The 26,564-nt window shown below is 55.0% G+C and carries 29 protein-coding genes; 12 read left to right on the top strand and 17 right to left on the bottom strand.

Translation table 11 applies throughout. The features are described 5' to 3' along the window. The first annotated feature begins 234 nt into the window (after window positions 1-234). The 5 genes from pnp (at window position 235) to mtr (ending at window position 6,864) form a co-directional block, all read left to right on the top strand. On the top strand, window positions 235-2,370 hold the full coding sequence (gene pnp / locus C3708_RS03380; protein ID WP_095283551.1) for a polyribonucleotide nucleotidyltransferase: 2,136 nt from the start codon (window positions 235-237) through the stop codon (window positions 2,368-2,370). Between the two features lie 108 nt (window positions 2,371-2,478). After that, on the top strand, window positions 2,479-3,363 hold the full coding sequence (nlpI, locus tag C3708_RS03385) for a lipoprotein NlpI (protein ID WP_095283550.1): 885 nt from the start codon (window positions 2,479-2,481) through the stop codon (window positions 3,361-3,363). Between the two features lie 111 nt (window positions 3,364-3,474). Continuing rightward, window positions 3,475-3,555, top strand: coding sequence for a protein YrbN (gene yrbN, locus C3708_RS03390; protein ID WP_097919743.1), 81 nt, complete (start codon window positions 3,475-3,477; stop codon window positions 3,553-3,555). Then, entirely contained in the window at window positions 3,548-5,476 is a 1,929-nt protein-coding gene (locus C3708_RS03395; protein WP_095283549.1) for a DEAD/DEAH family ATP-dependent RNA helicase, read from the top strand. Before yrbN ends, C3708_RS03395 begins: the two co-directional genes overlap by 8 nt. A gap of 143 nt (window positions 5,477-5,619) precedes the next feature. Further along, entirely contained in the window at window positions 5,620-6,864 is a 1,245-nt protein-coding gene (mtr, locus tag C3708_RS03400) for a tryptophan permease (protein ID WP_103948843.1), read from the top strand. A 90-nt stretch (window positions 6,865-6,954) separates the two neighbouring features. On the opposite strand, the gene C3708_RS03405 is transcribed toward mtr, so the two are convergent. From C3708_RS03405 to C3708_RS03415, 3 genes are all read right to left on the bottom strand, one after another. Further along, window positions 6,955-7,962 carry a luciferase-like monooxygenase gene (locus C3708_RS03405; RefSeq protein ID WP_103948844.1) on the bottom strand — a complete coding sequence of 336 codons (1,008 nt, stop codon included), beginning with the start codon at window positions 7,960-7,962 and terminating at the stop codon, window positions 6,955-6,957. A 79-nt stretch (window positions 7,963-8,041) separates the two neighbouring features. Continuing rightward, window positions 8,042-8,920 (bottom strand): U32 family peptidase, encoded by an 879-nt coding sequence (locus tag C3708_RS03410; RefSeq protein WP_103948845.1) that lies wholly within the window; start codon window positions 8,918-8,920, stop codon window positions 8,042-8,044. Window positions 8,921-8,927: 7 nt separating this feature from the next. Continuing rightward, complete coding sequence (locus tag C3708_RS03415; protein WP_095283545.1) at window positions 8,928-9,923, bottom strand: peptidase U32 family protein; 996 nt, start codon at window positions 9,921-9,923, stop codon at window positions 8,928-8,930. A 220-nt stretch (window positions 9,924-10,143) separates the two neighbouring features. Here C3708_RS03415 and C3708_RS03420 point away from each other — a divergent pair, with 220 nt between their 5' ends. Further along, window positions 10,144-10,668 (top strand): SCP2 domain-containing protein, encoded by a 525-nt coding sequence (locus C3708_RS03420; protein ID WP_103948846.1) that lies wholly within the window; start codon window positions 10,144-10,146, stop codon window positions 10,666-10,668. Beyond that, complete coding sequence (locus C3708_RS03425; RefSeq protein ID WP_095283543.1) at window positions 10,662-11,165, top strand: GNAT family N-acetyltransferase; 504 nt, start codon at window positions 10,662-10,664, stop codon at window positions 11,163-11,165. The genes C3708_RS03420 and C3708_RS03425 overlap by 7 nt, the downstream gene beginning before the upstream one ends. Here the strand turns inward: C3708_RS03425 and C3708_RS03430 are convergent. Then, window positions 11,152-11,493, bottom strand: a complete 342-nt coding sequence (locus tag C3708_RS03430) for a GIY-YIG nuclease family protein (protein WP_103947038.1) — start codon at window positions 11,491-11,493, stop codon at window positions 11,152-11,154. The two genes, C3708_RS03425 and C3708_RS03430, sit on opposite strands and share 14 nt — an antisense overlap. A gap of 14 nt (window positions 11,494-11,507) precedes the next feature. Here C3708_RS03430 and C3708_RS03435 point away from each other — a divergent pair, with 14 nt between their 5' ends. Next, a complete protein-coding gene (locus tag C3708_RS03435) occupies window positions 11,508-11,942 on the top strand; it encodes a YhbP family protein (protein ID WP_103948847.1) in 435 nt (144 codons plus the stop codon). On the opposite strand, the gene C3708_RS03440 is transcribed toward C3708_RS03435, so the two are convergent. After that, entirely contained in the window at window positions 11,922-12,440 is a 519-nt protein-coding gene (locus C3708_RS03440; protein WP_103948848.1) for a type 1 glutamine amidotransferase domain-containing protein, read from the bottom strand. The genes C3708_RS03435 and C3708_RS03440 overlap by 21 nt on opposite strands. Window positions 12,441-12,568: 128 nt before the next feature. On the opposite strand from C3708_RS03440, the gene C3708_RS03445 reads away from it, so the two are divergent. Next, the gene (locus C3708_RS03445; RefSeq protein WP_146052592.1) at window positions 12,569-13,213 is read left to right on the top strand and encodes an NAD(P)H-binding protein; all 645 of its coding nucleotides are present in this window, start codon (window positions 12,569-12,571) and stop codon (window positions 13,211-13,213) included. Between the two features lie 39 nt (window positions 13,214-13,252). Continuing rightward, window positions 13,253-14,290, top strand: coding sequence for a permease (locus C3708_RS03450; protein WP_103948849.1), 1,038 nt, complete (start codon window positions 13,253-13,255; stop codon window positions 14,288-14,290). A 35-nt stretch (window positions 14,291-14,325) separates the two neighbouring features. Here the strand turns inward: C3708_RS03450 and dolP are convergent, their stop codons facing one another. From dolP to C3708_RS03470, 4 genes are read right to left on the bottom strand one after another with little or no spacing between them, the layout of a single operon-like run. Then, window positions 14,326-14,901 carry a division/outer membrane stress-associated lipid-binding lipoprotein gene (gene dolP, locus C3708_RS03455; protein ID WP_095283538.1) on the bottom strand — a complete coding sequence of 192 codons (576 nt, stop codon included), beginning with the start codon at window positions 14,899-14,901 and terminating at the stop codon, window positions 14,326-14,328. 13 nt (window positions 14,902-14,914) lie between these two features. Further along, entirely contained in the window at window positions 14,915-15,502 is a 588-nt protein-coding gene (gene diaA / locus C3708_RS03460; protein ID WP_095283537.1) for a DnaA initiator-associating protein DiaA, read from the bottom strand. Window positions 15,503-15,524: 22 nt separating this feature from the next. Further along, the gene (locus tag C3708_RS03465; RefSeq protein WP_095283536.1) at window positions 15,525-15,920 is read right to left on the bottom strand and encodes a YraN family protein; all 396 of its coding nucleotides are present in this window, start codon (window positions 15,918-15,920) and stop codon (window positions 15,525-15,527) included. Beyond that, the gene (locus tag C3708_RS03470; RefSeq protein WP_103948850.1) at window positions 15,878-18,031 is read right to left on the bottom strand and encodes a penicillin-binding protein activator; all 2,154 of its coding nucleotides are present in this window, start codon (window positions 18,029-18,031) and stop codon (window positions 15,878-15,880) included. Before C3708_RS03470 ends, C3708_RS03465 begins: the two co-directional genes overlap by 43 nt. A 62-nt stretch (window positions 18,032-18,093) precedes the next feature. On the opposite strand from C3708_RS03470, the gene rsmI reads away from it, so the two are divergent. Together rsmI and C3708_RS03480 are read left to right on the top strand one after the other, a co-directional pair. Continuing rightward, a complete protein-coding gene (gene rsmI / locus C3708_RS03475) occupies window positions 18,094-18,957 on the top strand; it encodes a 16S rRNA (cytidine(1402)-2'-O)-methyltransferase (protein WP_103948851.1) in 864 nt (287 codons plus the stop codon). A 3-nt stretch (window positions 18,958-18,960) separates the two neighbouring features. Beyond that, window positions 18,961-19,971, top strand: a complete 1,011-nt coding sequence (locus C3708_RS03480) for a Fic family protein (protein ID WP_103948852.1) — start codon at window positions 18,961-18,963, stop codon at window positions 19,969-19,971. A gap of 36 nt (window positions 19,972-20,007) precedes the next feature. Here C3708_RS03480 and agaD read toward each other — a convergent pair whose 3' ends face one another. The 8 genes from agaD to agaW form a co-directional block, all read right to left on the bottom strand. Then, entirely contained in the window at window positions 20,008-20,799 is a 792-nt protein-coding gene (agaD, locus tag C3708_RS03485; RefSeq protein ID WP_095283533.1) for a PTS galactosamine transporter subunit IID, read from the bottom strand. Next, window positions 20,789-21,592 carry a PTS galactosamine transporter subunit IIC gene (agaC, locus tag C3708_RS03490; protein WP_095283532.1) on the bottom strand — a complete coding sequence of 268 codons (804 nt, stop codon included), beginning with the start codon at window positions 21,590-21,592 and terminating at the stop codon, window positions 20,789-20,791. The genes agaD and agaC overlap by 11 nt, the downstream gene beginning before the upstream one ends. 52 nt (window positions 21,593-21,644) lie before the next feature. Next, window positions 21,645-22,121: a PTS galactosamine transporter subunit IIB gene (gene agaB / locus C3708_RS03495; protein ID WP_103948853.1), complete on the bottom strand. Its 477-nt coding sequence runs from the start codon at window positions 22,119-22,121 to the stop codon at window positions 21,645-21,647. Window positions 22,122-22,164: 43 nt separating this feature from the next. Continuing rightward, window positions 22,165-23,043, bottom strand: coding sequence for a tagatose-bisphosphate aldolase subunit KbaY (kbaY, locus tag C3708_RS03500; RefSeq protein ID WP_095283530.1), 879 nt, complete (start codon window positions 23,041-23,043; stop codon window positions 22,165-22,167). Further along, window positions 23,040-24,197, bottom strand: a complete 1,158-nt coding sequence (locus C3708_RS03505; RefSeq protein ID WP_103948854.1) for an SIS domain-containing protein — start codon at window positions 24,195-24,197, stop codon at window positions 23,040-23,042. The genes kbaY and C3708_RS03505 overlap by 4 nt, the downstream gene beginning before the upstream one ends. Window positions 24,198-24,457: 260 nt before the next feature. Then, entirely contained in the window at window positions 24,458-24,892 is a 435-nt protein-coding gene (agaF, locus tag C3708_RS03510; protein WP_095283528.1) for a PTS galactosamine/N-acetylgalactosamine transporter subunit IIA, read from the bottom strand. A gap of 16 nt (window positions 24,893-24,908) precedes the next feature. Then, complete coding sequence (gene agaE, locus C3708_RS03515) at window positions 24,909-25,787, bottom strand: PTS N-acetylgalactosamine transporter subunit IID (RefSeq protein ID WP_103948855.1); 879 nt, start codon at window positions 25,785-25,787, stop codon at window positions 24,909-24,911. Further along, the gene (agaW, locus tag C3708_RS03520) at window positions 25,777-26,556 is read right to left on the bottom strand and encodes a PTS N-acetylgalactosamine transporter subunit IIC (protein WP_095283526.1); all 780 of its coding nucleotides are present in this window, start codon (window positions 26,554-26,556) and stop codon (window positions 25,777-25,779) included. Before agaW ends, agaE begins: the two co-directional genes overlap by 11 nt. Window positions 26,557-26,564 lie beyond the last annotated feature (8 nt).

The raw sequence follows: 26,564 nt of genomic DNA on the forward strand, positions 1-26,564 counted from the left end.
GAGTTTCAGAAAAAGGGGCCTAATGGCCCCTTTTTTCAACCAGACGGCAGCAATTCACTGGAAACTATTGTATTGTTGCTATAAATGATCTTCATTGCAGAGGTTCGCGCGGCTAATGAGAGGCTTCACCCATGAGGGTGTCGGTTGTCATTAGTCGCGAGGATGCGAAGAAGGTCGGGTTAAATCGACAGCACACCGTGGGTGTGCTGTCATTCATTAAGAAAGGACAGAACTTTGCTGAATCCGATCGTTCGTAAATTCCAGTATGGTCAGCATACCGTCACGCTGGAAACCGGCATGATGGCACGTCAGGCTACTGCTGCCGTTATGGTAAGCATGGATGACACTGCTGTATTCGTGACCGTTGTTGGCCAGAAAAAAGCAAAACCAGGTCAGGACTTCTTCCCTCTGACCGTTAACTATCAGGAGCGTACCTACGCTGCTGGTAAAATCCCTGGTGGCTTCTTCCGTCGTGAAGGCCGTCCAAGCGAAGGCGAAACCCTGATTGCGCGTCTGATTGACCGCCCGGTTCGTCCGCTGTTCCCGGAAGGCTTCGTTAACGAAGTTCAGGTTATCGCGACCGTTGTTTCCGTTAACCCACAGGTTAACCCGGATATCGTTGCGATGATCGGTGCATCCGCTGCACTGTCCCTGTCAGGCATTCCATTCAACGGTCCTATCGGTTCTGCTCGTGTGGGTTACATCAACGACCAGTATGTACTGAACCCGACTCAGGATGAGCTGAAAGAAAGTAAGCTGGATCTGGTTGTTGCCGGTACCGAAGCTGCAGTACTGATGGTTGAATCCGAAGCTGAACTGCTGAGCGAAGACCAGATGCTGGGCGCTGTGGTGTTTGGCCACGAACAGCAGCAGATTGTTATCCAGAACATCAACGACCTGGTGAAAGAAGCCGGTAAACCACGTTGGGACTGGCAGCCAGAAGCCGTGAACGAAGCGCTGAACGCGCGCGTTGCTGCCCTGGCAGAAGCTCGTCTGAGCGATGCATACCGCATCACTGACAAACAAGAGCGTTACGCTCAGATTGATGTCATCAAATCTGAAACCATCGCTACGCTGGTTGCAGAAGATGAATCCCTGGACGCAAACGAGCTGAGCGAAATCCTGCACGCTATCGAGAAAAATGCCGTACGTAGCCGCGTTCTGGCTGGCGAACCGCGTATCGATGGCCGTGAAAAAGACATGATCCGTGGTCTGGATGTGCGTACTGGCGTTCTGCCACGTACTCACGGTTCCGCACTGTTCACCCGTGGCGAAACTCAGGCGCTGGTAACAGCAACTCTGGGTACCGCACGTGACGCGCAGAACATCGACGAACTGATGGGCGAGCGCACTGACAGCTTCCTGTTCCACTATAACTTCCCTCCGTACTCCGTAGGCGAAACCGGTATGGTTGGCTCACCTAAGCGTCGTGAAATTGGTCACGGTCGTCTGGCGAAGCGCGGCGTGCTGGCTGTTATGCCGGAAGCTGACAAATTCCCGTACACCGTTCGTGTGGTTTCTGAAATCACCGAATCTAACGGTTCTTCTTCTATGGCTTCCGTTTGTGGCGCTTCTCTGGCCCTGATGGATGCAGGCGTGCCAATCAAAGCCGCTGTTGCGGGTATCGCAATGGGCCTGGTGAAAGAAGGCGACAACTTTGTTGTTCTTTCTGACATCCTGGGCGACGAAGATCACCTGGGTGATATGGACTTCAAAGTTGCGGGTTCCCGCGAAGGTATCTCTGCTCTGCAGATGGATATCAAAATTGAAGGCATCACCAAAGAGATCATGCAGGTTGCACTGAACCAGGCTAAAGGTGCGCGTCTGCACATCCTGGGCGTGATGGAGCAGGCGATTAACGCACCGCGTGGCGATATTTCTCAGTTCGCACCGCGTATCCACACTATCAAGATCAGCCCGGACAAAATCAAAGACGTGATCGGTAAAGGCGGTTCTGTGATCCGTGCTCTGACCGAAGAAACTGGCACCACCATCGAAATCGAAGATGACGGTACTGTGAAGATCGCTGCGACCGACGGTGAAAAAGCGAAATTCGCTATTCGTCGTATCGAAGAGATCACTGCAGAAATCGAAGTGGGTCGTATCTACAATGGTAAAGTGACCCGTATCGTTGACTTTGGCGCGTTCGTTGCCATCGGTGGCGGTAAAGAAGGTCTGGTTCACATCTCTCAGATCGCTGACAAGCGCGTTGAGAAAGTGACCGATTACCTGCAGATGAACCAGGAAGTACCGGTTAAAGTTCTGGAAGTTGACCGCCAGGGCCGTATCCGTCTGAGCATTAAAGAAGCAACCGAGCAGTCTCAGCCTGCTGCCGCGCCGGAAGCACCGGCCGCAGAACAAGGCGAGTAAGGTTGCATTTGCCCTCCGCTCTGGCGGAGGGCGTATTATCAGGCAGGACGCCTTGTTAGCAGCCGGGGGACAGGACGTTCATCCAATAGTTGTCTTCGGGAGTGGGAAATGAAGCCTTTTTTGCGCTGGTGTTTCGTTGCGACAGCTTTAACGCTGGCAGGATGCAGCAACTCTGCCTGGCGTAAGAGCGAAGTCCTCGCAGTGCCATTGCAACCGACTTTGCAGCAGGAAGTGATTCTGGCACGCATGGAACAAATTCTTGCCAGTCGGGCTTTAACCGATGATGAACGCGCACAGCTTTTATATGAGCGCGGAGTGTTGTATGATAGTCTCGGTCTGAGGGCACTAGCGCGAAATGATTTTTCACAAGCGTTGGCAATCCGACCTGATATGCCTGAAGTATTCAATTACTTAGGCATATATTTAACGCAGGCAGGCAATTTTGATGCTGCCTATGAAGCGTTTGATTCTGTACTTGAGCTTGATCCAACTTACAACTACGCGCACTTGAATCGCGGTATCGCATTGTATTACGGCGGTCGTGATAAGTTAGCGCAAGATGATCTGCTGGCGTTTTATCATGACGATCCTAATGATCCTTTCCGCGTCCTGTGGCTTTACATTGTCGAGCAGAAGCTCGATGAAAAGCAGGCGAAAGAGACGTTAAAGCAACGTTTCGAGAAATCGGACAAGGAACAATGGGGATGGAACATTGTCGAGTTCTACCTGGGCAACATTAGCGAAGCAACGCTGATGGATAGGCTCAAGGCGGACGCAACGGATAACACCTCGCTCGCTGAGCATCTCAGTGAAACCAACTTCTATTTAGGTAAGTACTACCTAAGTCTGGGGGATAAGGACAGCGCTACGGCACTGTTCAAATTAGCGGTCGCTAACAACGTACACAACTTCGTTGAGCACCGTTATGCATTGTTGGAATTATCGCTCTTGGGCCAGGAGCAAGACGACCTGGCAGAATCGGACCAGCAATAGCTGACGACACCACATCAGCCCGTAATCATTTTTCTTGATTGCCATCATCTTAACGGGTGAGGGCGTTGTTGTTCGTCAATACACCTACTTTGAGCCGGTTCACACTTTTCAATGAAAATTGCTAATCATTTTCACGACGAGTTATGTAGACTGGCCGCCATTAATATCGAGGCACTTGTACTACATGGCTGAATTCGAAACCACTTTTGCAGATCTGGGCCTGAAGGCCACTATCCTTGAAGCCCTTAACGATCTGGGTTACGAAAAACCATCTCCGATCCAGGCTGAATGCATCCCGCATCTGCTCTCTGGTCGTGACGTGCTGGGCATGGCCCAGACTGGTAGCGGTAAAACCGCAGCGTTCTCGCTGCCACTGCTGCACAACATTGATCCGGAACTGCGTGCACCGCAGATCCTCGTGCTCGCTCCGACCCGTGAACTGGCTGTTCAGGTTGCGGAAGCGATGACTGAATTCTCTAAACACATGCGCGGCGTGAACGTGGTTGCCCTTTACGGCGGCCAGCGTTATGACGTGCAGTTACGCGCCCTGCGTCAGGGTCCACAGATTGTTGTCGGTACACCTGGCCGTCTGCTGGATCACCTGAAACGCGGTACGCTGGATCTCTCTAAACTGAGCGGTCTGGTTCTGGATGAAGCTGACGAAATGCTGCGCATGGGCTTCATTGAAGACGTAGAAACCATTATGGCTCAGATTCCAGAAGGTCATCAGACCGCTCTGTTCTCTGCAACTATGCCAGAAGCGATCCGTCGTATTACCCGTCGTTTCATGAAGGATCCGCAGGAAGTGCGTATCCAGTCCAGCGTTACCACTCGCCCGGACATCAGCCAGACTTTCTGGTCTGTACATGGAATGCGTAAAAACGAAGCGCTGGTGCGTTTCCTGGAAGCAGAAGATTTTGATGCGGCGATCATCTTCGTTCGTACCAAAAATGCGACCCTGGAAGTGGCTGAAGCTCTGGAACGTAGCGGCTATAACAGCGCTGCACTGAATGGCGACATGAACCAGTCCCTGCGTGAGCAGACTCTGGAGCGTCTGAAAGACGGTCGTCTGGATATCCTGATTGCAACCGACGTGGCAGCACGTGGTCTGGACGTAGAACGTATCAGCCTGGTTGTGAACTACGACATCCCAATGGATTCCGAGTCTTACGTTCACCGTATCGGTCGTACCGGTCGTGCGGGTCGTGCTGGCCGTGCCCTGCTGTTCGTTGAGAACCGCGAGCGTCGTCTGCTGCGTAACATTGAACGCACTATGAAGCTGACCATTCCAGAAGCAGACCTGCCAAACGCAGACCTGCTGGGCAAACGCCGTCTGGAAAAATTCGCCGCGAAAGTACAGCAGCAGCTGGAAAGCAGCGATCTGGATCAGTACCGTGCTCTGCTGGCGCAAATCCAGCCGACTGCGGAAGGCGAAGAGCTGGACATCGAAACTCTGGCTGCAGCGCTGCTGAAAATGGCACAGGGCGAACGTGCTCTGATCGTGCCACCTGATGCACCGATGCGTCCTAAGCGTGAATTCCGTGAGCGTGATGAGCGTTTCGAACGTCGTGGTAATGACCGCAACGATCGCAATGACCGTGGCCCACGTGGTGACCGTCCAGAGCGTAGTGGCGAAGACCGTCCACGTCGTGAGCGTCGTGACGCTGGCGATATGGAACTGTACCGCATTGAAGTTGGCCGTGATGATGGTGTTGAAGTTCGTCATATCGTTGGCGCTATTGCTAACGAAGGCGATATCAGCAGCCGTTACATCGGTAACATCAAGCTGTTCGGTACTCACTCTACGATCGAACTGCCAAAAGGTATGCCGGGCGAAGTTCTGCAGCACTTTACTCGCACTCGCATCCTGAACAAACCGATGAACATGCAGCTGATGGGTGATGCCCAGCCGCGTCCTGACCGTGGTCCTCGTCGTGAAGGCGATCGTCCAGCTGGCGAACGTCGTTTCGGTGGTGGTGAGCGTCGTGAAGGCAGCCGTCCTCCTCGTCGTGATGGCGCAGCACCTGCTGGTGCAGGCCGTTTCAGCGGTGAGCGTCGCGAAAATCGCGGCCCACGTCGTGAAGAAGGCACCTCCCGTCGTCGTGACGCGTAATTGCCACGCCTGATAGCGTAAAGTAATCATTACAGCCCCGATATTATTATCGGGGCTTTTTTTATTTCATTTGTACTATCGTACTGGTACAGTGCGACACATTAAAATGCAGTAGCAAAATGTTTAACTGGAGAAACGGCTGTATGGCGACACTAACCACCACACAAACTTCACCTTCACTGCTCGGCGGCGTGGTGATTATCGGCGGGACGATAATCGGTGCAGGGATGTTTTCCCTGCCGGTGGTCATGTCCGGTGCGTGGTTCTTCTGGTCGCTGGCTGCGCTAGTGTTTACCTGGTTCTGTATGCTGCATTCCGGGCTGATGATCCTCGAAGCGAACCTGAACTACCGTATCGGGTCGAGCTTCGACACCATCACTAAAGATCTGCTGGGCAAAGGCTGGAACCTGGTGAACGGCATCTCCATTGCTTTTGTGCTCTACATCCTGACCTACGCCTACATCTCGGCGAGCGGTTCAATTCTGCACCATACGTTTTCTGAAATGTCGCTGAACGTCCCGGCGCGTATGGCAGGGTTAGTCTTCGCGCTGGCGGTGGCTTTTATCGTCTGGATGAGCACCAAAGCGGTGAGCCGCATGACAGCTATCGTTCTTGGCGCAAAGGTCATCACCTTTTTCCTGACCTTCGGCAGCTTGCTTGGGCACGTCACGCCACAAACGTTGTTTAACGTCGCCGAGAGCCACGCGTCGTACTCCCCGTACCTGCTGATGACGCTACCGTTCTGCCTGGCGTCGTTTGGCTATCACGGCAACGTTCCAAGCCTGATGAAATACTACGGCAAAGATCCGCGCACGATTATTCGCTGTCTGGTTTACGGTACGCTGCTGGCGTTGGGTCTGTATGTGATTTGGCTGCTGGGGACGATGGGCAACATCCCACGTCCTGAATTTATCGGTATTGCTCAGAAGGGCGGGAACATTGATGTGCTGGTACAGGCGCTGAGTGGCGTGCTGAACAGCCGCAGTCTGGATCTGCTGTTGGTGGTGTTCTCGAACTTTGCGGTGGCGAGTTCATTCCTCGGCGTGACGCTGGGCCTGTTCGACTATCTGGCGGATCTGTTTGGTTTCGATGATTCCGCAATGGGCCGTCTGAAAACCGCGCTGCTGACCTTCCTGCCGCCAATTGTTGGTGGCCTGCTGTGGCCGAACGGTTTTCTGTATGCCATCGGGTATGCGGGATTAGCTGCGACCATCTGGGCGGCGATTGTTCCGGCGCTGCTGGCGCGTAAATCACGTAAACGCTTCGGCAGCCCAAAATTCCGCGTCTGGGGCGGCAAGCCGATGATTGCACTGATTCTGGTGTTCGGTGTTGGCAACGCGCTGGTGCATGTACTTTCGAGCTTTGATTTATTGCCGGTATATCAGTAAACAAAACGCCCGGTGGCGCTACGCTTACCGGGCCTACGTTCTTCTCCCTCTCCCTGTGGGAGAGGGCCGGGGTGAGGGCAACAAACAGCACTACCCCAACAACTCCTCTTTCACCTGCATCGCTAAATCAAACGAATGCAAACGCGCCTGGTGATCGAAAATCTGTCCGTTAACCATAATCTCATCCGCCTGCGTCTCGCGCAGCACCGACTCCAGCCCGTGACGTACTTTCGCTTTATCGCCCACCAGAGACATGCTCAGTGCCTGCTGCACGCCGTACTGTTCCGATGCTGACCACAGCTGATGCATATTTTCCACCGGCGGCGGCAGTTGCCCGCTTTCTCCACGGCGCAGTTTGGCGAAGGCCTGCTGCATCGAGGTAAACAGGAATTCCGCATCGCGGTTGCTGTCGGCGACGATGATATTGATACACACCATCGCGTGCGGTTTCTCCAGTCTTTCTGACGGTTTGAAATTCGTGCGATAGAGGTGCAGCGCCTGATGCAGCATATCCGGGGCAAAGTGGGAGGCGAACGCAAACGGCAGGCCGAGCTGAGCCGCCAGCTGTGCACTGTAGAGGCTTGAACCTAACAACCACACCGGGATCTTTTCGCCATAACCGGGGACCGGACGCACCTGCGGATTTGGATCGCGGGCATCGAACCAATCCACCAGCTCCGCCACATCGCGCGGGAAGTTATCAATATCACCGCTCATATGGCGGCGCAGCGCACGCATTGTTGGCTGATCGCTGCCCGGCGCACGCCCAAGCCCCAAATCAATACGGCCAGGGTAGAGCGTATTCAGCGTGCCGAACTGCTCGGCAATCACCAGCGGGGAGTGGTTCGGCAGCATCACGCCGCCCGAGCCGAGATGCAGGGTGGTGGTATTCGCGGCCAGATAGCCAATCAGCACAGAGGTCGCTGCGCTGGCGATGCCAACCATGTTGTGATGTTCCGCCAGCCAGTAGCGATGATAGCCGCGCTGTTCAGCGAGACGTGCGAGATCCAGAGAGTGAGAAAAGGCTTCTCGTGCAGAGGAGCCTTCTGGGATCGGCGCCAGATCGAGCACCGAAAATGGGATGGATTTATCAGTCATAACAGCTCACTTTGTCGACGGCATATCTTTTAATAGTGCATTAAAATTTAATAACCGTTGTTAACAAAGTGAGCTTTTTTTAGGCTTGCAACTCCAGCCCCGCCACACGTTTCCAGTAACCGTTACAGTCACTGTGCGCCTTCAGCGGCAGTGGTGCAGCGCCATTTTCGTTGGCGCGAAACGCATCCAGCATCGCAAAGACATCAGTATCCAACGGTGACAGACGTACCATATCCACCACGCCGTGCATCGACGTCAGTTCGTTACCGAGGTTATAAACATAACCGCTCATGGTTTGAATGCCGTTGAGCACAAACACCTGCTGATTCTCCTGCGACAGCATGTTGCGGCCTTTGGGATACTTGATGCAGCAGGTCTCGCACTCGTCCTTCGGGCGATCTTCCGAGCGGGCGGTAAAGCAGCGCGCGGAGTAGGCCAGCGGCAAATGCCCGTAGCTCAGGACTTCCACTTCGAACTGATCGCGGATGCCTAGCTCTTCACACTGAGTCAGCAGGTTGACCAGCCAGTCGCGGGACAGCTCCACCGGCATACACCAGCGCGTCATCCCCTGTTTAAGCAGCAGGCGCAGCGTCACTGCGTTATAGCAGTTGAGCGCGTGTCCGGCGACAAACGGCAGCTTACGTTCGGCGCACATATTCACCACGCCAAGATCGCTCGCTTCCAGCAGAAAATCGCCGTTCTCTACGTAGCGCTTAATTTCGCCCAGCTCAGATGAAGCTTGTACCAGCGCCAGCGTCGACAGCACCACCTGCTTGCCGCTACCCGCGAGGTTTTTCGCCATATCCAGCCAGTCGCCCACTTTGGTCGCACGACGCTTGCTGCACACGGACTCACCGAGATAAATCGTATCGGCGCTACTGCTCGCCGCCTGCTGGTAAAAATCTTCCAGCGTCTCTTTTGACCAGTAATAGAGCACCGGTCCTAATGAATATTTCATGATTATCTCACTGCCATTTACGGTGATACGCGCCAAGCGTGGTTTGCGTGCCTTCAGACATCGCCCCGAGGGTCTCCATCCAGGCAGGTTGTGCGGCGTAGTTCTGCGGATCGGCCATGCAGCGGTCGATTGCCTGACGCCAGACTTTGGCGACCTGGCTCACGTACGCCGGGCTGCGCTGGCGGCCTTCGATTTTCACCGAGGCAATATTCGCCGCCAGCAGTTCCGGTAGCAACTCAAGCGTATTCAGGCTGGTCGGTTCTTCCAGGGCATGATAACGCTCGCCGTCGACCAGATAGCGGCCTTTACACAGCGTCGGATAACCGGCGTTTTCCCCGTCCTGATACCGGTCGATCAGCACGTCGTTCAGGCGCGATTCCAGGCCTTGAGGTGTCTGCTGCCAGCGCACAAAGCGGGCAGGGGAGCACGCGCCTACGGTGTTTGGCGATTCACCGGTGAGGTAAGACGACAGATAGCAACGGCCTTCCGCCATGATGCACAGACTGCCGAACGCAAAAACTTCCAGCGGAACTGGCGAGACCCGCGCCAGTTGCTTAACCTGATGAATAGACAGCACGCGCGGCAGCACCACGCGAGCGACGTCGAAGTGGCGGTGATAAAAACGCACGGCCTCTTCATTCGTTGCCGAAGCCTGAACAGAGACATGGCGCTCAATATGTGGATAGCGTTCTGCGGCATACTCCAGCATAGCGAGGTCGGCGAGAATCAACGCGTCCGCCCCGAGCTGTGCCGCCATATCCACCGCACGCTGCCAGCGTGCATAGCCATCGGGATGCGCAAAGGTATTGATGGCGATATGCAACTTGCGGCGGTGCTGATGAACGAAGTTGACCGCTTCCTGGAGCTTTTTCTCCGTGAAGTTAAGACCCGCAAAATGGCGGGCGTTGGTGTCATCTTTCAGCCCGATATAAACCGCGTCGGCGCCATTTTCGATGGCCGCTTTAAGTGCCGGAAGGTTTCCGGCTGGACAGAGCAGCTCCATAATTTATCCTGACGTTGGCTGCCCCAGAGGGCGCAAAATTGTTAACGAACGGGGAGTTTAATTAACCTCCACGCGACAATTTTTGATTTAAGGCAGTTAATGGCGTATTGATGACACCAATAATCAATGACGGCACAATACGGTTTGTTGATTTACGCCGCTACGATGGCCGCCGGATATGGCAAAATAACAGGATTATCGACATCAGGGAGTAAAGCTCGTGCTGGAAAAACTGCGTTCACGCCTCGTACAATTTGGTCCTTCAATGCTGAGCGTGCCGGTAAAACTGACACCGTTCGCTCTTAAACGTCAGGTACTGCAGCAAGTGCTAAGCTGGCAGTTCCGCCAGGCGCTTGAAGAGGGCGAGCTGGCGTTTCTGGAAGGTCGCTGGCTGAGTATCGACGTGCGTGACATTGGACTGCGCTGGTTTACCTCCGTAGAGAACGGCAAGCTGCTGGTCAGTGATTCCGCTCCGGCGGACGTCAGTTTCAGCGCGAATGCCAGCGATCTGCTGATGATCGCCGCCCGTAAACAGGATCCGGACACCCTCTTTTTCCAGCGCCGTCTGGTGATTGAAGGCGATACTGAACTGGGCCTGTACGTCAAAAATTTAATGGATGCCATTGAGCTGGATCAGATGCCGAAGCCGCTGCGCACGGTGTTGATGCAAATGGCCGATTTCGTTGAGGCTGGCCTGAAAAACCCGCCTGAAAGTAAACACACTTCAGTAGGTGAGCCATGCTGATTCGAGTTGAAATTGGGATTGATGCCCCTGGTATCGATGCATTATTACGCCGCTCTTTCCCGGAGGACGGCGAAGCAAGATTGGTCCATGACCTGCGCGAAGACGGGCTGGTAACGCTCGGTCTGGTGGCAACGGACGATGAAGGCCAGGTTGTCGGGTACGTGGCGTTTAGTCCGGTCACGATCCAGGGCGAGGATCTACAGTGGGTGGGAATGGCACCGCTGGCTGTCGATGAAAACTATCGCGGTCAGGGGCTGGCGCGCCAACTGGTGTATGAAGGGCTGGATTCTCTGAATGAATTTGGCTATGCAGCGGTGGTGACGCTGGGCGAGCCGGAATTTTACGGTCGCTTTGGTTTTAAGCCTGCCGCGCCTTACGATCTGCACTGCCGCTGGCCGGGCACCGAAACCGCCTTCCAGGTGCATCCTCTGGCGGATGACGCCCTGAACGGTGTCAGCGGTCTGGTTGAATATCACGACCACTTTAATCGCTTTTAATCGGCGCTGTTTGCAGGCTCTCGCGTAGGGCCTCAAACGAGCCATCCCCGGCGACGAGGCGCTCTTTCTGGCGCTTCGTCAGTTGCTTAATGCGGTACTCCATCTTTAGCGCCAGCGAGCGCTCGCCCACGGGTGCCGAAAAGGCCAGCGTCAGCTCACCTTTCCCCCGCAGTGCTTTAGCGCCTTTCCCCGTTTGATGTTCAAGAAAACGACGCGCCACGTCGGTGGTAATTCCGGTATAAAGCGCATTATTGCCCGTTCGGACAAGATAGAGAAACCAGCACACAGTTCGCAGATTCAGTATGTTAAGGTGAACGCACGATAGCATGAGAGAGCGCAAAAATGGAAACTCTGGCCGCCATTAGCCGCTGGCTGGCAAAGCAGCATGTCGTCACCTGGTGCGTCCATAATGAGGGCGAACTGTGGTGCGCAAATGCCTTTTATTACTACGACCCCGATCGTGTCGCTTTTTACCTGTTAAGTGAAGACAAAACCCGCCACGCACAGATGTCAGGCCCACAAGCGCCCGTTGCGGGGACGATCAACGGTCAGCCGAAAAATGTCGCCTTGATCCGTGGCGTACAATTTAAAGGCGAGATTCGTCGTCTGGAAGGAGAAGAGAGCGACGCAATGCGCAAGTGCTACACGCGCCGCTTCCCGGTGGCTCTCGCCATGTCAGCACCGGTCTGGGAAATTCGCCTCGATGAGCTGAAATTTACCGACAACACGCTGGGTTTTGGTAAGAAGCTTCACTGGCTACGATCCGAGCAAGCGTAATGCTTCGCGGTTAAAGGCCGGCAGATCGTCTGGCGTCCGGCTCGTTACCAGCTGATTGTTATCGACGACCACTTCCTGATCGTAGAAATCCGCTCCTGCATTTTTCAGATCGATGACGATGGGTTTAACCGCGGTCAGCTTACGCCCCCGCACGACCTCTGCGCTGATCAACAGCTGTGGCCCGTGGCAGATGGCGAAAACAGGTTTGCCGCTGGAGACAAAATCACGTGTGAACGTCACAAAGCGCTCGTCGCCGCGCAGCGTATCCGGGGAGTGGCCGCCTGGTAACAGCAGGGCGTCAAAGTCTGCCGGGCGCACTTCATCAATGGCTTTGTCGATGGTCACACTGGCCTCGCCCTTATGGCCTTTTACTGTTTTTCCGGCCTGCTTATCGATCGTCACCACCTCGTGCCCGGCTTTGCGGAACGCCTCTGCGGGCGAGGTGAACTCTGAATCTTCAAACTCGTCGGTGATCAAGACGGCTATTTTCTTGCCCATGTTTCCTCCGTTGTTTTGGCTTCAGACAGATTTTTTTCCGTTTGTGGTAAATACTTACCCGTAACAGACTTTTAAGTGTGGCTAAGCAGGCTGAAATCGCAAACGGACTAATCTGCAAAGGAGAGAAAATGAGCCAGGTATTAATCACAGGATCCACCGGGCTGGTGGGCGATCACCTTCTGAGAATGCTGATCCGGGAGACGAGGATCAATTACATCGCCGCGCCCACCCGACGCCCGTTAGCGGACATCTCGGGCGTATACAATCCTCACGATCCACAGCTGACCGATGCGCTCGCGCAGGTGCAGGACCCGATTGATATCGCCTTTTGCTGTCTCGGCACCACCCGCCGCGAAGCCGGAAGCAAAGAGGCTTTTATCCACGCCGACTACACGCTGGTGGTGGACACGGCGCTCACCGCGAAGCGTCTGGGGGCGAAGCACTTCTTAGTGGTCAGCTCGATGGGCGCGAACGCTAACTCGCCGTTCTTCTACAACAAAGTGAAAGGCAAAATGGAAGACGCGCTGATCGCCCAAAACTGGGATCGGCTTACGATTGTGCGCCCGTCGATGCTGCTGGGCGATCGTGAAAAGCAGCGCTTTAATGAATCGATTTTTGCCCCACTGTTCCAGCTTTTTCCCGGCAACTGGAAATCCATTCAGGCGCGTGATGTGGCCAGCGCCATGCTCCACGAAGCTCGCTCCCCCTCAAAGGAGGGCGTGAATATCATCCCGTCGGCTAAACTGCGTGAAATCGCAAAAGGCGAGGCGTAAACTCCTCGGCCTAAACGAATCTCACTTCCGGGGAATGCTATGACTGGTCAGTCTTCATCTCAGGCGGCAACGCCATTTCAGTGGTGGAAGCCCGCACTCTTTTTTCTCGTCGTTATTGTGGGTCTTTGGTATGTGAAATGGCAGCCTTATTACGGCAAAGCGTTCACTGCCGCCGAAACCCATAGCATCGGTAAATCTATTCTCGCCCACACCGATTCCAGTCCACTTCAGGCAGCCTGGAATTACGCGATGGTCTACTTCCTGGCGGTCTGGAAAGCCGCGGTATTAGGCGTGCTTTTAGGTTCACTGGTTCAGGTTCTCATTCCGCGTAATTGGTTAATGCGCACGCTCGGACAACCGCGCTTTCAGGGAACGCTGCTTGGTACGATCTTCTCGCTGCCGGGGATGATGTGCTCCTGCTGCGCGGCGCCCGTCACGGCAGGCATGCGTCGTCAGAATGTGTCGATGGGCGGCGCGCTGGCGTTCTGGATGGGAAACCCCGTTCTTAATCCGGCTACGCTTGTGTTTATGGGCTTTGTGCTGGGCTGGCATTTCGCACTTATCCGCCTGGTTGCCGGGCTGATTATGGTGCTGGTGGTCGCCTCATTAGTGCAGTCTCTGGTGAAAGATACCGCACAACCCGCGAGCACTTTCGATGTAAGTCATATTGAATCACAGGACGGCTTTTTCAGCCGCTGGGGCAAAGCGCTGTGGCAGCTCTTCTGGAGCACTATCCCGGTCTATATTCTGGCGGTGCTGGTTCTGGGCGCGGCGCGCGTCTGGTTGTTCCCGCACGCGGACGGGGCGATCGATAATTCCCTGCTGTGGGTAATTGCGATGGCGGTCGCTGGGTGTCTGTTCGTCATTCCTACGGCGGCGGAAATTCCGATTGTGCAAACCATGATGCTGGCAGGGATGGGCGCGGCACCCGCGTTGGCGCTGCTCATGACGCTACCTGCGGTAAGTTTACCGTCGCTGATCATGCTGCGTAAGTCATTTCCGGCGAAAGCCCTGTGGCTGACGGGAGGGCTGGTGGCATTGAGTGGGGTGATAACAGGAAGTATTGCGCTACTGTAAGACAAAAAAATCCCCGGTCAGAGCCGGGGATTTTCTTATTTGATAAAGGTAAACGCGGTGGTGACTTTCTTCACGCCGCTCACCCGGCTGGCAATATCCGCAGCCGCTTTGGCTTCACGGTCTGTAACCAGGCCGAGAAGGAAGACTTCGCCATTCTCGGTCGTCACTTTGACGTTTGACGATTTCACCTGATCGCTGCCCAACAGTTGAGAGCGCACTTTGGTGGTTATCCAGGTGTCAGACGATGCGGTTCCCAGACCAATCGGCTGGCCCTGACGCACTTCGTTGAATACCTCGGTCGCTCCATCGACGCCCATAGCGATTTGCTTGGCGCGGGAAGCGAGATCCATATTCGGTGCCTGGCCTGCCAGTAGCACTTTGCCCTGATAAGCGGTCACGTTAATACGCGCTTCTTTCTTAATTTGTTCGTCTTTCGACAGAGCGCTGTTGACGCGAAGTTCCAGCGTACTGTCGTCAACCTGAGTTCCCACGGAACGCGGATCGGTTGCGGCTTTGGTGCCGACAGCTGCGGTGCCTACAACGGCCGCCGCGATGCATCCCTGAAGCAGCAGCGCAGAAATAAGGACTGCGAGGGGCGTTAATGCCTTCATTAGTACTCCTTAATCATTCCTGGTGAGGGAAAAGCGTGTTATCGATCAGATCGCATAAGCAGTTCACCGTCAGCATGTGCATTTCCTGAATGCGCGCGCTGCGATGCGAAGGAATGCGGATCTCCACATCCTGCGGCCCTAACAGACCCGCCAGTTCGCCACCGTCATAGCCGGTTAGTGCGACGATGGTCATATCGCGCGTCACGGCCGCTTCAACGGCTTTGACGATATCGCGGCTATTACCTCGTGTGGAAATCGCCAGCAGAACATCCCCAGCATGCCCTAAGGCGCGCACCTGTTTTGCGTATATTTCGTCATGCAGACGATCGTTGGCGATCGCCGTTAAGACCACATTATCGGTATTAAGTGCAATGGCAGGTAAACTTGGGCGTTCTGTTTCAAAACGATTGATCATGCTGGCAGCAAAATGCTGTGCGTTGGCGGCCGATGTGCCATTGCCACAACAGAGGATTTTGTTGCCGTTCAGCAGGGACTGCACCAGCGTCATCGCGGCACGAGAAATAGCATCCGGGAGGGCTTCCGCCGCAGCAATCTGAGTTTGAATGCTTTCTGTGAAACAAACCTTAATTCTTTCGAGCACGTTATCCCTTTAAAACTTTGTTTTAGACGTCTTCGCCAAAGGCGTTTTTCAGCCATTCTACGTCGTTTCCGGTGAAGGCTACCACATCGAACCGGCAATCCACAGTATCAAAACTCCCATTATGGCGGGCGAGCCACAAGTGGGCAGTCTGTAATAATTTTCGTTGTTTGGCGAGGGTCACGCTGGCGGCAGCGCCACCAAAGCGGGACGACTGACGAAAACGGACCTCAATAAACACGGTTACCTGACCCTCTTTCATGATCAGATCAATTTCGCCGCCCCGTTCACGAACGTTGGCGGCGATAAAACGCAGTCCTTTGCCTTCCAGCCAGCGACGCGTTTTTAACTCCCACGCGTCGCCGGTCTGTTTGCGGCTTAACTGGCCGGGACGATCTGCCCCTGCTGGTATTTGAGCCATGATAACTTCCTGTTAATCACGCAATCTTGGGTGGCGGTCAGATCGCCGGTGTTGCCGTTAAGCTCAAATCCCGGCACCTGGCGCATCTGGGTAAAGTGGTTCGCCAGCGCCCACGCATCCACACCCATCGCGTAGAGACGTGCGAGGGAGTAATCGTTACGCACGCTGCTCAGCGCCTGTTGCATCAGTGCCGGATTGCTGCCTGCCAGCATCGGGATCTCGCTGTACTGCAGGCCGTCCATTTCCAGACGGAAATCCGGGCCCGCCGTACCTTGCGCGCTGCGCGAGCTGGCGTACAAGGTCACTCCGCTCTGACTGCCGTTGCGCATCGCAATCATCGGTTTAATAAAGGCAATCTCTTCCGGTGTCGCGACGATATAGGCCGCATCCACTTTACCGCCACCGCTGATTTGCGCGTCAGTCGGCGGAGCGGGGATGGTCAGGCCGCCGATGGTAACACCCTGCTGCTGCGGCAGGCTGGCTGAAACCGGACTGCCGGTCAGGGCGATACCCGAGCCGCCGTTAACGCCCGCACGCAGCTCAGACGTTGAACCAAATTTCTGCTGCAGCACCACGCCGCCACCCAGTTGCTGCCACTCCTGAGCAAAGGCATTCGCCACGCGATCGCCCAGTGCGCTACGCGGCGTTAACAGCAGTGGCGCTTGTTTTCCCTGTTCGTGGATATGGCGCGCGGCGTCGCGAGCCTCATCTTCTGGGGAAAGAGCGAAGTAGCAGATGTTCGCACGATTCTGCACCTGCTCTGGCTGGTTGAGTGCCAGCACGTTCAGCGAGGTATTGCTCTTCATCAGCTCTTCAACGTTGTTCTTCAACAGTGGGCCGACAACAATGCTGGCGCCGTCCTGCTGAACCTGCGCCAGAACTTGATCGAGCGGCTGCGAACTGGTGTCATAAATCTTCAGCTCAGCGCCTGGATTAGCGGTTGTGCTGGCAACGGCCTGCGGCTGTGCGGCGGGCTGTTGTTCCGGCGTTGCTGCGGTTTGTGGCTGCGCAGCAGCTGCATCAGTCGCCGGAGCGGCTGGCGCTTGCTGTGCCGCCGGAGCTTGCGGTTCTTGCGCCGGAGCAGTGGTCGGAGGCGTTGTTGGCGCCGTCACCGGATTTTGCAGGGTGCCCTGGGCAGGCGCCTGTGTGGTGGTTAAATCAGTAGTTTCCGCCGCAGATGGGCTAACCACGTCATTCACGTTGGCTGCCTGTGCGGCTTGCGCTGGAACCGCGCTGCCCGCAACCGCAGTGGTGCCATTTTTCGCCGCTTCAAAACCCTGCTGAATGGTGCGACCAAACACCGCCGCCTGGCCGTTCAGAGGCAGTAACAAGGCGATTTTATTCACAGATGCCGGTTTGAAGTTCTGTACGTTAACCAGCTGCGTTGGCAGCATTTTCGCGCCTGGATTTTGCGGATAACGGGTCTGCCAGTCGGTGATTCCGGCTTTCAGCATCTTCGGATCGCTGCGGTTGGTGAACCACATTTGTTGCAGATCCAGCCAGCCCTGCAGCACGTTTTCGTCGGCGTTGATCACCAGCGTTTGTGCCTGCTCTGGCGTCATGGCGGAGAGCGCCTGCCAGGTGGCGTCGATATTTTTCTGCTTAGCGTCGCCGCTCAGCAGCGGCTCCTGGGCAATCAGTGCGCGAAGCAATGGCAGAGAAGGGCGACCCTGTTCGGCGGCAATCGTCGCCTGCCAGTAGCGCGCCTGCTGGTTGTTATCCAGCGCTTTTACGTCGATATCGGCGAGGATCTTTTTCGCGGCCGGATAATCTTTCTGCGCGGTTTTCACTTCCGCCGACAGCAGAGTCTGTTCGCGACGCTGAGTATCGTTCAATTCCTGCGGCAACTGGTTGTACAGATCGACCGCCTGCTGGGTTTTGCCCTCTTTCAGCAGTGAACGAATGGCAAGTAATTGCCAGTTGGTCTTGGTATCATCTGAGCTTTGCGACATCTGTTGCAGATAATAGCCGGAATCAGCCTGCGCAGTACCCTCCATATGGGCAGCAGTCTGATCGGGCGCCTGAGTGCCACAGCCTGCGAAAATCAAGGCTGCCAGCACAATGGGCAGGCTGCGCGAAGCTTTTGTTCGAAGAAACGTTAAGGGTACCATACTGTATCCAGTGATATTTTTTAGGCAATGCTCAATATTAAATCGGCAATACGGACTAAACAATGAAACAACACGAAACGGCAGATAATTCTCAAGGCCAGCTTTATATTGTACCTACTCCTATCGGGAATTTGTCTGATATTACCCAACGTGCGCTCACCGTTTTACAAGCTGTTGATTTAATTGCCGCCGAAGACACACGCCACACCGGCCTGCTGCTGCAACACTTCGCCATTAGCGCCAAAATGTTCGCTTTGCACGATCACAATGAGCAACAAAAAGCCGAATCGCTGGTGGCCAAACTGAAAGAAGGGACGAACATCGCGCTGGTGTCTGATGCCGGCACGCCGCTGATTAACGATCCTGGCTATCATCTGGTGCGTACCTGCCGCGAAGCAGGTATCCGCGTGGTGCCTCTGCCGGGGCCGTGCGCCGCGATTGCCGCGCTGAGCGCTGCGGGTCTGCCATCTGACCGTTTCTGCTACGAAGGTTTCTTACCGGCAAAATCCAAAGGCCGCCGCGACGTACTGAAAGATCTTGAAGCCGAACCGCGTACCCTGATTTTCTATGAATCCACCCATCGTCTGCTGGACAGTTTAGAAGATATGGTTGCCGTCTGGAGCGAATCCCGCTACGTGGTGCTGGCCCGCGAGCTGACCAAAACCTGGGAAAACATCCACGGCGCACCGGTCGGTGAACTGCTGGCGTGGGTGAAAGAGGACGAAAACCGCCGTAAGGGTGAGATGGTCCTGATTGTTGAAGGCCATAAAGCGCAGGAAGACGCGCTGCCTGCCGAAGCGCTGCGCACCCTGGCGCTCCTGCAAGCCGAACTGCCGCTAAAAAAAGCCGCTGCGCTTGCCGCCGAAATCCACGGCGTGAAAAAGAATGCGCTGTACAAGCATGCGCTGGAGCAGCAGGGGGAATAATCCGTGAGCCGCTACCAGCCTCCTTTCACCATCACGCCATCCATCCTCAATCAGGTTGTGGAGATTGGTGAACTGCTGGGGCATTGGGCGGCTCAGTCTGGGCGCGCTTCACCGCTGCTTCGCAAAGAAAACCGTATTCGTACCATTCAGGCGTCCCTGGCGATAGAGCATAACTCGCTGACGACAGGCCAGGTAACAGCGATCATGGATGGCAAGAGAGTGCTGGCGCCTGAAAAGGATATTCAGGAGGTGCGAAACGCCATTCTCGCATATGAGAAAATGCCTGACTGGAAAGCCTCGAATCTCAGCGATCTTCTGAGCGCACACCGTTTACTCATGACTGGCCTCGTCGATAATCCGGGGAAGCTACGGACTGGCGATGTCGGCATTTACCGTGGCAATACGCTGGTGCATATGGCACCACCTGCATCGCAGATGCCGCGCCTCGTTGATGACCTGCTGGACTGGCTCAAAAAGACGGACCTTCACCCCCTGATTGCCAGCTCGGTCTTTCATTACGAAATTGAATTTATTCATCCGTTTGCCGACGGGAATGGCCGCATGGGCCGTTTGTGGCAAACGCTGATTTTGAGCCACTGGCGAAATGAGCTGGCGTGGCTGCCGGTTGAAACCCTGATCTACTATCAACAAGCTCATTATTACCAGATACTGGGTCAGTGCGATAAAGCCAGCGACTGCACAGCGTTCATCGAGTTTATGCTAAAAAATATGGGCGATGCACTTCGGGAAGGCATATCCCAATCCCTTTCCGTGTCGGATAAAATGTCGGATAAAATGTCGGAAGAAAGAGCGGCATATCTGACCGCAACAGAACGCGACATTCTGCAGATTTTGCAGGATAACCCGAAGTTGTCGGCAGCAGCGTTGGCGGAACAAACCGGAACCACATCGCGCACAATTGAACGCTATCTCAAACAGCTGCAGGAAAAATCCTTGCTGCAACGTATTGGCCCGAAGAAAGGCGGCCACTGGCAGGTGAATCAGTCGTTGTAGGCCGGGCAAGCGCAGCGCCGCCCGGCACGCCCTTCGTTACAAAATCCCCAGCGCCGACCCGACAATCGCCAACACAAACGTGACGGCAATCAACAGCACCGGATGCGCTTTCTTCACCCGCAGCAGGTAGTACATCAGCAGGGTATAACCCATCGGCAAAATGTTCGGGAACACTTTATCGAAGAAGTCCTTTTGCAGCGCCACGCTATGAGTGGCGTCGATAGCGAAGCTAGTTACCACGTTGATATGTACGTATGAGGCAATAAGCCCGCCGATCACCGTGATCCCGAGAATCGTTGCCGAGCGGGCAATCATCTGCGAATTTTCTCGCACCTTATCGATAGCCTTGATCCCCACCGTATAACCCACGTGGGTCCAGCCGACGCGCAGGAAGAAGATCGCAAGATAAACGCCGAAGAACAGGATCGGTCCCAGCAGGTTGCCCTGGCTGGCAAAGGAGGAGCAAATCCCCGCCATGATCGGCAGCAGCGTAAACCAGAAAATTGCGTCACCGATCCCAGCGATAGGGCCAAACAGCGCCACTTTCAGCCCTTTGATGGTGCTACGGTCTTCACCTTTCTCCTCCATAGAGATCAGCAGCCCCATCAGGAACCCGACCAGGTTTGGGTGGGTGTTGATAAATTCCAGATGATCCTTCATCGCCGCGCTGAGACCTTCTTTGTCGCCTTTGTAGATCTTCTTCAGGATCGGCAACATCGCCCAGGTAAAACCGCCTGCTTGCATGCGTTCGTAGTTAAAGCTCGCCTGCAACAGAGAGGATCGGAACCCCAGGCGCGTAATGTCTTTTTTACTGATTTCAGATCCCATTGCTGTAATCCTCTTCATCTTTTTTCGCGGTATTTGCGGGTGGCTGCGCCGCGTTTTTGGCTTTAGCGTTAAAGAATTCATACACTGCAAATCCGGCGCCTAACACGGCCACCGGCAGCAGATTGCTGACCTGGATGTAACAGACAAACAAAAATCCGGCGATGAGATAAGGGATGTACTGCGCCTTGAACATCACGCGAAGCAGCAAGCCAAAACCGACCGCTGGCAGAATGCCGCCCGCCACTTCAAAGCCGTGGGTCAGCCAGGCTGGCATCGCTTTGACCAGCGCCTGCATCGCCCCTTGTGCCAGGTAAGTGCACAGGAAGGTGATAATGGCGTAGGTGCAGGCGACAATCAGCGTCGTGGTCCAGTTCAGCCGGGCGAAAGCGGAGGTATTGGTCTCTTTCGCATACTTATCAGCCTTCGACATAAACAGCGAGAATGCCGAGTAGAAGAATAGAATCACGTACTGCATTAGCAGGCTAAACGGCAGCCCAAGCCCGATGGCGGTTTTCGCATCGACGCCGGTCGAAAAGGCAATGACGGTGGTCATCACCCCGGCCATGATCGGGTTCGGTGGCTGTACGCCCCCGGCAGGCGTTAAACCAGCAAAGGCCAGCTCAGTCAAACCGCCGGTGATGAGGCCAATGTGGATATCGCCCAGAATCGCCCCGGTAAGCGTACAGACAATGATCGGGCGAAACAGAAACAGCGCTTCCAGCCAGAAATCTATCCCTAGAAAGAAAACTAAAGCAGCCAGGGATATCCCCTGAATTAATGTTATTTCGTGCATTTTTTTGCCTCGTAATGATGACTTCAGCTATTTGAATGTCGAGACACTGCCACTAATCGGGGATACCTTCTTTTGCGTCCCCCGGAACATCCTGGATAAAGAGATTCACGCCGCTGCGCTTGATAAAACGCAGATCGTCGAGATCCCGTTCGTCGACATACACCTTGCTGCTGATTTGTTTTTTGCCTTCCGAAAAGTGCATATTCCCAACGTTGACATCATTGAGCGGCACGCCGCTTTCAATCAGTTTTCTGACGATGTCCGGCGTGCGACAAATCAGGAAAATTTTCTGGTGCGGCGCGGCTTTTTCAATGATGGCGATAGTCTTCTCGATGGAGAAAAAGCGGATACCAAAACCGTAGGTATCCGCGGTGATCCCCATGAGTTTTTGTTGGATCTCGTCTTTGGCAACCTCATCGTCGACAACGATCAACAAATTGGCACCGATAGTTGATGTCCATGTCACACCCACCTGGCCATGCACCAGGCGGTTATCGATCCGGGTTAAGAGAATATTGGGGCTACTCATAGTCTTCCTTCCTGCCGATATTGGATTGTGAGTGTTGTTGTATTTATGCAACGGTTGTCGAGTCGAGCACCAGCTTATTGGCCGAACCGCAGACGTTGATTTTGTTTTTGACCACCTCTTTCATGGCATCCATGCCCACCCGCATGTAGTAACGCGGGTCGTTACCCTGCGGATTTTCTCGGAACCACGCTTTGACTGCGTCGGAAAATGCGATTTTCAGCTCCGTCGCGACGTTCACTTTGCACACGCCAAGCTCAATGGTGCGACGCACATACTCATCGGGCACATCGCTCGCACCGTGCAGCACCAGCGGAATATCCACCACATCGCGGATCTCGCCCAGACGCTTAAAATCAATTTTCGGCGTTTTGGTGTACAGACCATGCGCCGTGCCAATCGCCACCGCCAGGCTGTCGACGCCGGTCAGTTCGACAAAGCGCCTGGCCTCCTGCGGATCGGTCAGAAACGCGCTTTCGGCGTCCACGCTCATATCGTCCTCCACGCCGCCCAGCCGTCCCAGTTCTGCCTCGACGCTGCAATCATTGAGATGGCAGAAATCCACCACCGATTTCACTAGCTTCACGTTTTGCTCAAACGGGAAATGGCTGCCGTCAATCATCGCGCTGCGCACGCCAGCGTTGACCTTGCGGCGAATATCCTCCAGAGATTCATGGTGATCGAGGTGCAGCGCCAGCGGCATGTCGTAGCTGATGGAGTAGGCGCTACACAGGGCGTAGATCTCTTCGAGTGCGATATGTTTAAAGGTGCCGGGCGTCCCGGCGAGGATCACCGGGGATCGCATTTCGCTGCACACTTCGAGGATCGCCTGGATCGTCTCAGCGTTGTGGATGTTAAACGCAGGCACGGCGTACCCTTTTGCCTGCGCATCCTGCAGAAGATATTTGGTTGAGATGATGCTCATGATGCGCTCCTTGGGGTCTGCCACGGGTGAATCACAACGCCTTGCACCACGCGGTTCACAGTGCCGCTGACGGATGGGGTGTCCGGGGTATTCCCGACGTTAATTGACTGCGTTAATGCGAACACCTGGGCGTAAATCAGGAAACAGAAGGCCAGTTCTACATCGAGGAACGGGCGTGAAGCGGGCAGCAGAATGTGAGGGCCGGAGTCGGTCACCGGATCGTGTTCAGCGGTGATGGCGACGACGTGCATTGCCTGGCCATCGCGGCGCAACTCTTCCAGCAGGTCAAGATCGTACTGACGCGTATACGGATGGCTGGAGACAAACACCACCACCAGCGTTTCGTTATCGATCAATGATTTCGGGCCATGACGGAATCCGGTTGGTGAGTCGTAAAAGGCAACCACTTTCCCGGCAGTCAACTCCAGCACTTTCAGCGCAGATTCACGCGCGGCTGCCTGCAAACCGCCGCTACCGAGATAAACGATCCGCTTCCACGGTTTCTCGCCAAATACACCCTGGCTGAAATCGCTGAGTGAAGAGAGGATCGACTGACAGCGATCCGCCACGTCCTGGAAGGTGTTGCTGTTGATCGTGTCCGGGGCGAACACCGCGAGGCAGCTGGCCATCATGGTGGTGATGCTGCTGGTCATCGCAAAACCGCGATCGTGGGTTTCGGCAGGCATCAGCAGAGCGAAAGCGTTGTCGCTATCGACCGCATTTTTGTAGAGGCTACCGGCCTCGTTACAGGTGATCGACAGGTGATAACACTCAGGGACGAACTGGTTTGCCAGCTCTACGGCCGCCACGCTTTCCGGGCTGTTGCCGGAGCGGGCGAAAGAGACCAGCAGCAATGGATGCGCCGGGCTCAGATAATCCATCGGGTTGGTCACCAGATCGGTGGTCGGAATAGCACTAAAATTTTTCCCGGTGTGGCGCGAAAGCCACGGGGCGATAATGTCGCCGATAAATGCCGATGTTCCCGCACCCGTCAGCACGATCCGCAGATCGTCTTTTTGTAACAACGGGGAGAGGAACTGATCGAGAGTCTGTCTAATGTTGTCGATATGATTAAGCGAACGGCTCCAGCATTCTGGCTGCTGACGGATCTCTTTTTCCGTCCAGGTGCCGGTGGCAGTTTTGGTTTCTGGCATAACGCAGTCCTTAGTTGGGTGAAACCGACATCAGACTTCAGCAACAGTGCCTTGTCTTTCGTTTCGTTTCGCTTGTTCGATTGATTAAAATTTATCGAAAGGAAATCGAAAGATCAACAGGTATAAAAGAAATAAAACGAAAATGTGAGTTCAGGGGTTTTTAGAAAGGAAAAGAAAGGCCTTGCGGATCTCACCGAAGGCCAAGGTCATACACAATAAAAGGGCTAAGGGGGAGAGCCTGCCCGGAATAAAATCAGTGTTTAGATGCCTTCCTCAACGGGCTTTTCTTCGCGACAGCGCCCGAGTTCATCGACCAGACTGGTCAGCCCGCGATGCCCGCACTCCAGAGCCTGCAAGCGAAACGCTTCACTGCTCAGGCCGTCACGCTCCATCACCATCTCCAGCAGCAGCTGCAAGTTGGTGCCGGTAATCACTTCCCAGCCCGGTTTTTCCATCGCCATCGTCGAGGCGACGCGAAACGGCGTGCCGCCGAGTAAGTCGGTCAGAAAGACGATGTCTTGCCCACCGTCCAGGCTGCCAATCGCCTGTTCCAGCTGCGAAGTCAGCAGCGCAGTGGTGGAGGTTTCGGGAAAGTCGATGGCGACAAACTGTTCCTGTTCACCGAGGATCTGCTTCATCGCTTTTTCCAGCCCGCTAGCAAATCCACCGTGGCCCGTCAAAATAATGCCTAACATCGAAGACCTCTTTAATTTAAAGGAATTGACAGAACTTACCGACTACGCCCAGAACCACCGTGATGCCAATCAGGCGTAACGGACTCCAGCCACGGCGTACCAGCCAGAACATCGTCAGGGTGTAGACCAGCGGCAGAAACGCGGGCATCAGCTTGTCGATAACATCGGTTTGCAGTTTCACCACCGCATCGCCCGCCGTGATCTCAAGCGTAGTGTTCAGGCGCACATAGGTGGCGACCAGCGCACCAATGACCGTCATCCCGACAATAGACGCCGCATGGCCTACCTTTTTGGTGTTGGCTTTGATCAGTGGAATAGCGGCGACACCCATCCGATAAGCATAGTGCGCCAGCCCAAAACGCAGCCCCAGATGTACCACGTTAAACATCACAATAAACACGACTGCGCCAAGAATTGAGCCTTGCAGCGCGAGGCTGGCACCGATACCGCCGCAGATGGGCAATAGCGTTAGCCAGAACATGGCATCGCCAATTCCCCCAAGCGGTGCACCTACCGCAATTTTAGTGCTTTGAATGCTGTTCACATCCTGCTTGGAACGTTCCATCGCCAGGATAATGCCGATCACAAAGGTCACCAGGAACGGATGGGTGTTGAAAAATCCCATGTGGCCTTTCATGGCGCGAGCCAGATCGCGTTTGTTAGTGTGGATTTTTTTCAATGCCGGAAGCAGGCCATACAGCCAGCCCGAAGCCTGCATACGCTCGTAGTTGAACGACGCCTGCAGCAGCATCGAACGCCACGCCACGCGGTTGATATCCTTTTTCGTCAGCTCCGCACCGATAGTCTGATCTTCATAGATATTTTCATTCACGCCGGACAGCAGCGTCTCGTCGGTATCGGAAACAGTCGGCAGAGTGGTTTGATTAGATGCCATCTTCGAATTCCTCTTTCTGAGCGACCGGCGCGGCCGGTTCCGGTGATTTACGCACAAAATCGATCAATGCCATTGCCAGCGCAGCGGCAGCAATCGCCAGCACCGGCAGTTTGAGCCACGCGGCGGCAACAAAACCGAGGATGAAATACGGGATGTAGACGTTTTTCATCATGATTTTCAGCAGCACGGCAAAGCCAATCGCAGGCATGATGCCGCCCGCCACGCCGAGGCCATCAATCAGGCGAGCCGGCAGCACGTCGATGGCGGTTTTGGCATGTTCTGCCCCGAAGTAAATCGGCAGGAATGCGCAGAGAAAATAGAATATCCCGAGGGCCAGCAGCGCCAGATAATTCACCCGCTCGATCCCGTTGGTATCGGCGTTCGCCGCCATTTTGTCGCAGCGGGCCATCACGCCGGACATCACCGAGAACAGGAAGGTAATGCCCATCTGCACCGCCACGGCGAACGGCACGGCGACGCCGACGGCGACCTCCGGTTTCACACCCGTGGTGATGGCGAAGGTGGTCCCGACGATGGTGCCGATAATGACGTTTGGGGGCTGCGCGCCTGCCAGCGGGGCCAGACCCATCCACACCAGTTCCAGCGTCCCGCCGGTCAAAATCCCCGTATGCAGATCGCCCAGAATCAGGCCCACCAGTGGCCCAAGCACCACAGGGCGGTGCATGTGTGTTAACCCGTTGAACATATCCAGGCCCGCGATAAAGGCGAGAATGCCCAACGCGAATGCCTGCAACAGACTGATTTCCATTGTGAATC

Origin of the sequence: Lelliottia sp. 7254-16 (assembly GCF_002922995.1) — a bacterium.
GTDB classification, from domain to species: Bacteria; Pseudomonadota; Gammaproteobacteria; order Enterobacterales; family Enterobacteriaceae; genus Enterobacter; species Enterobacter jeotgali.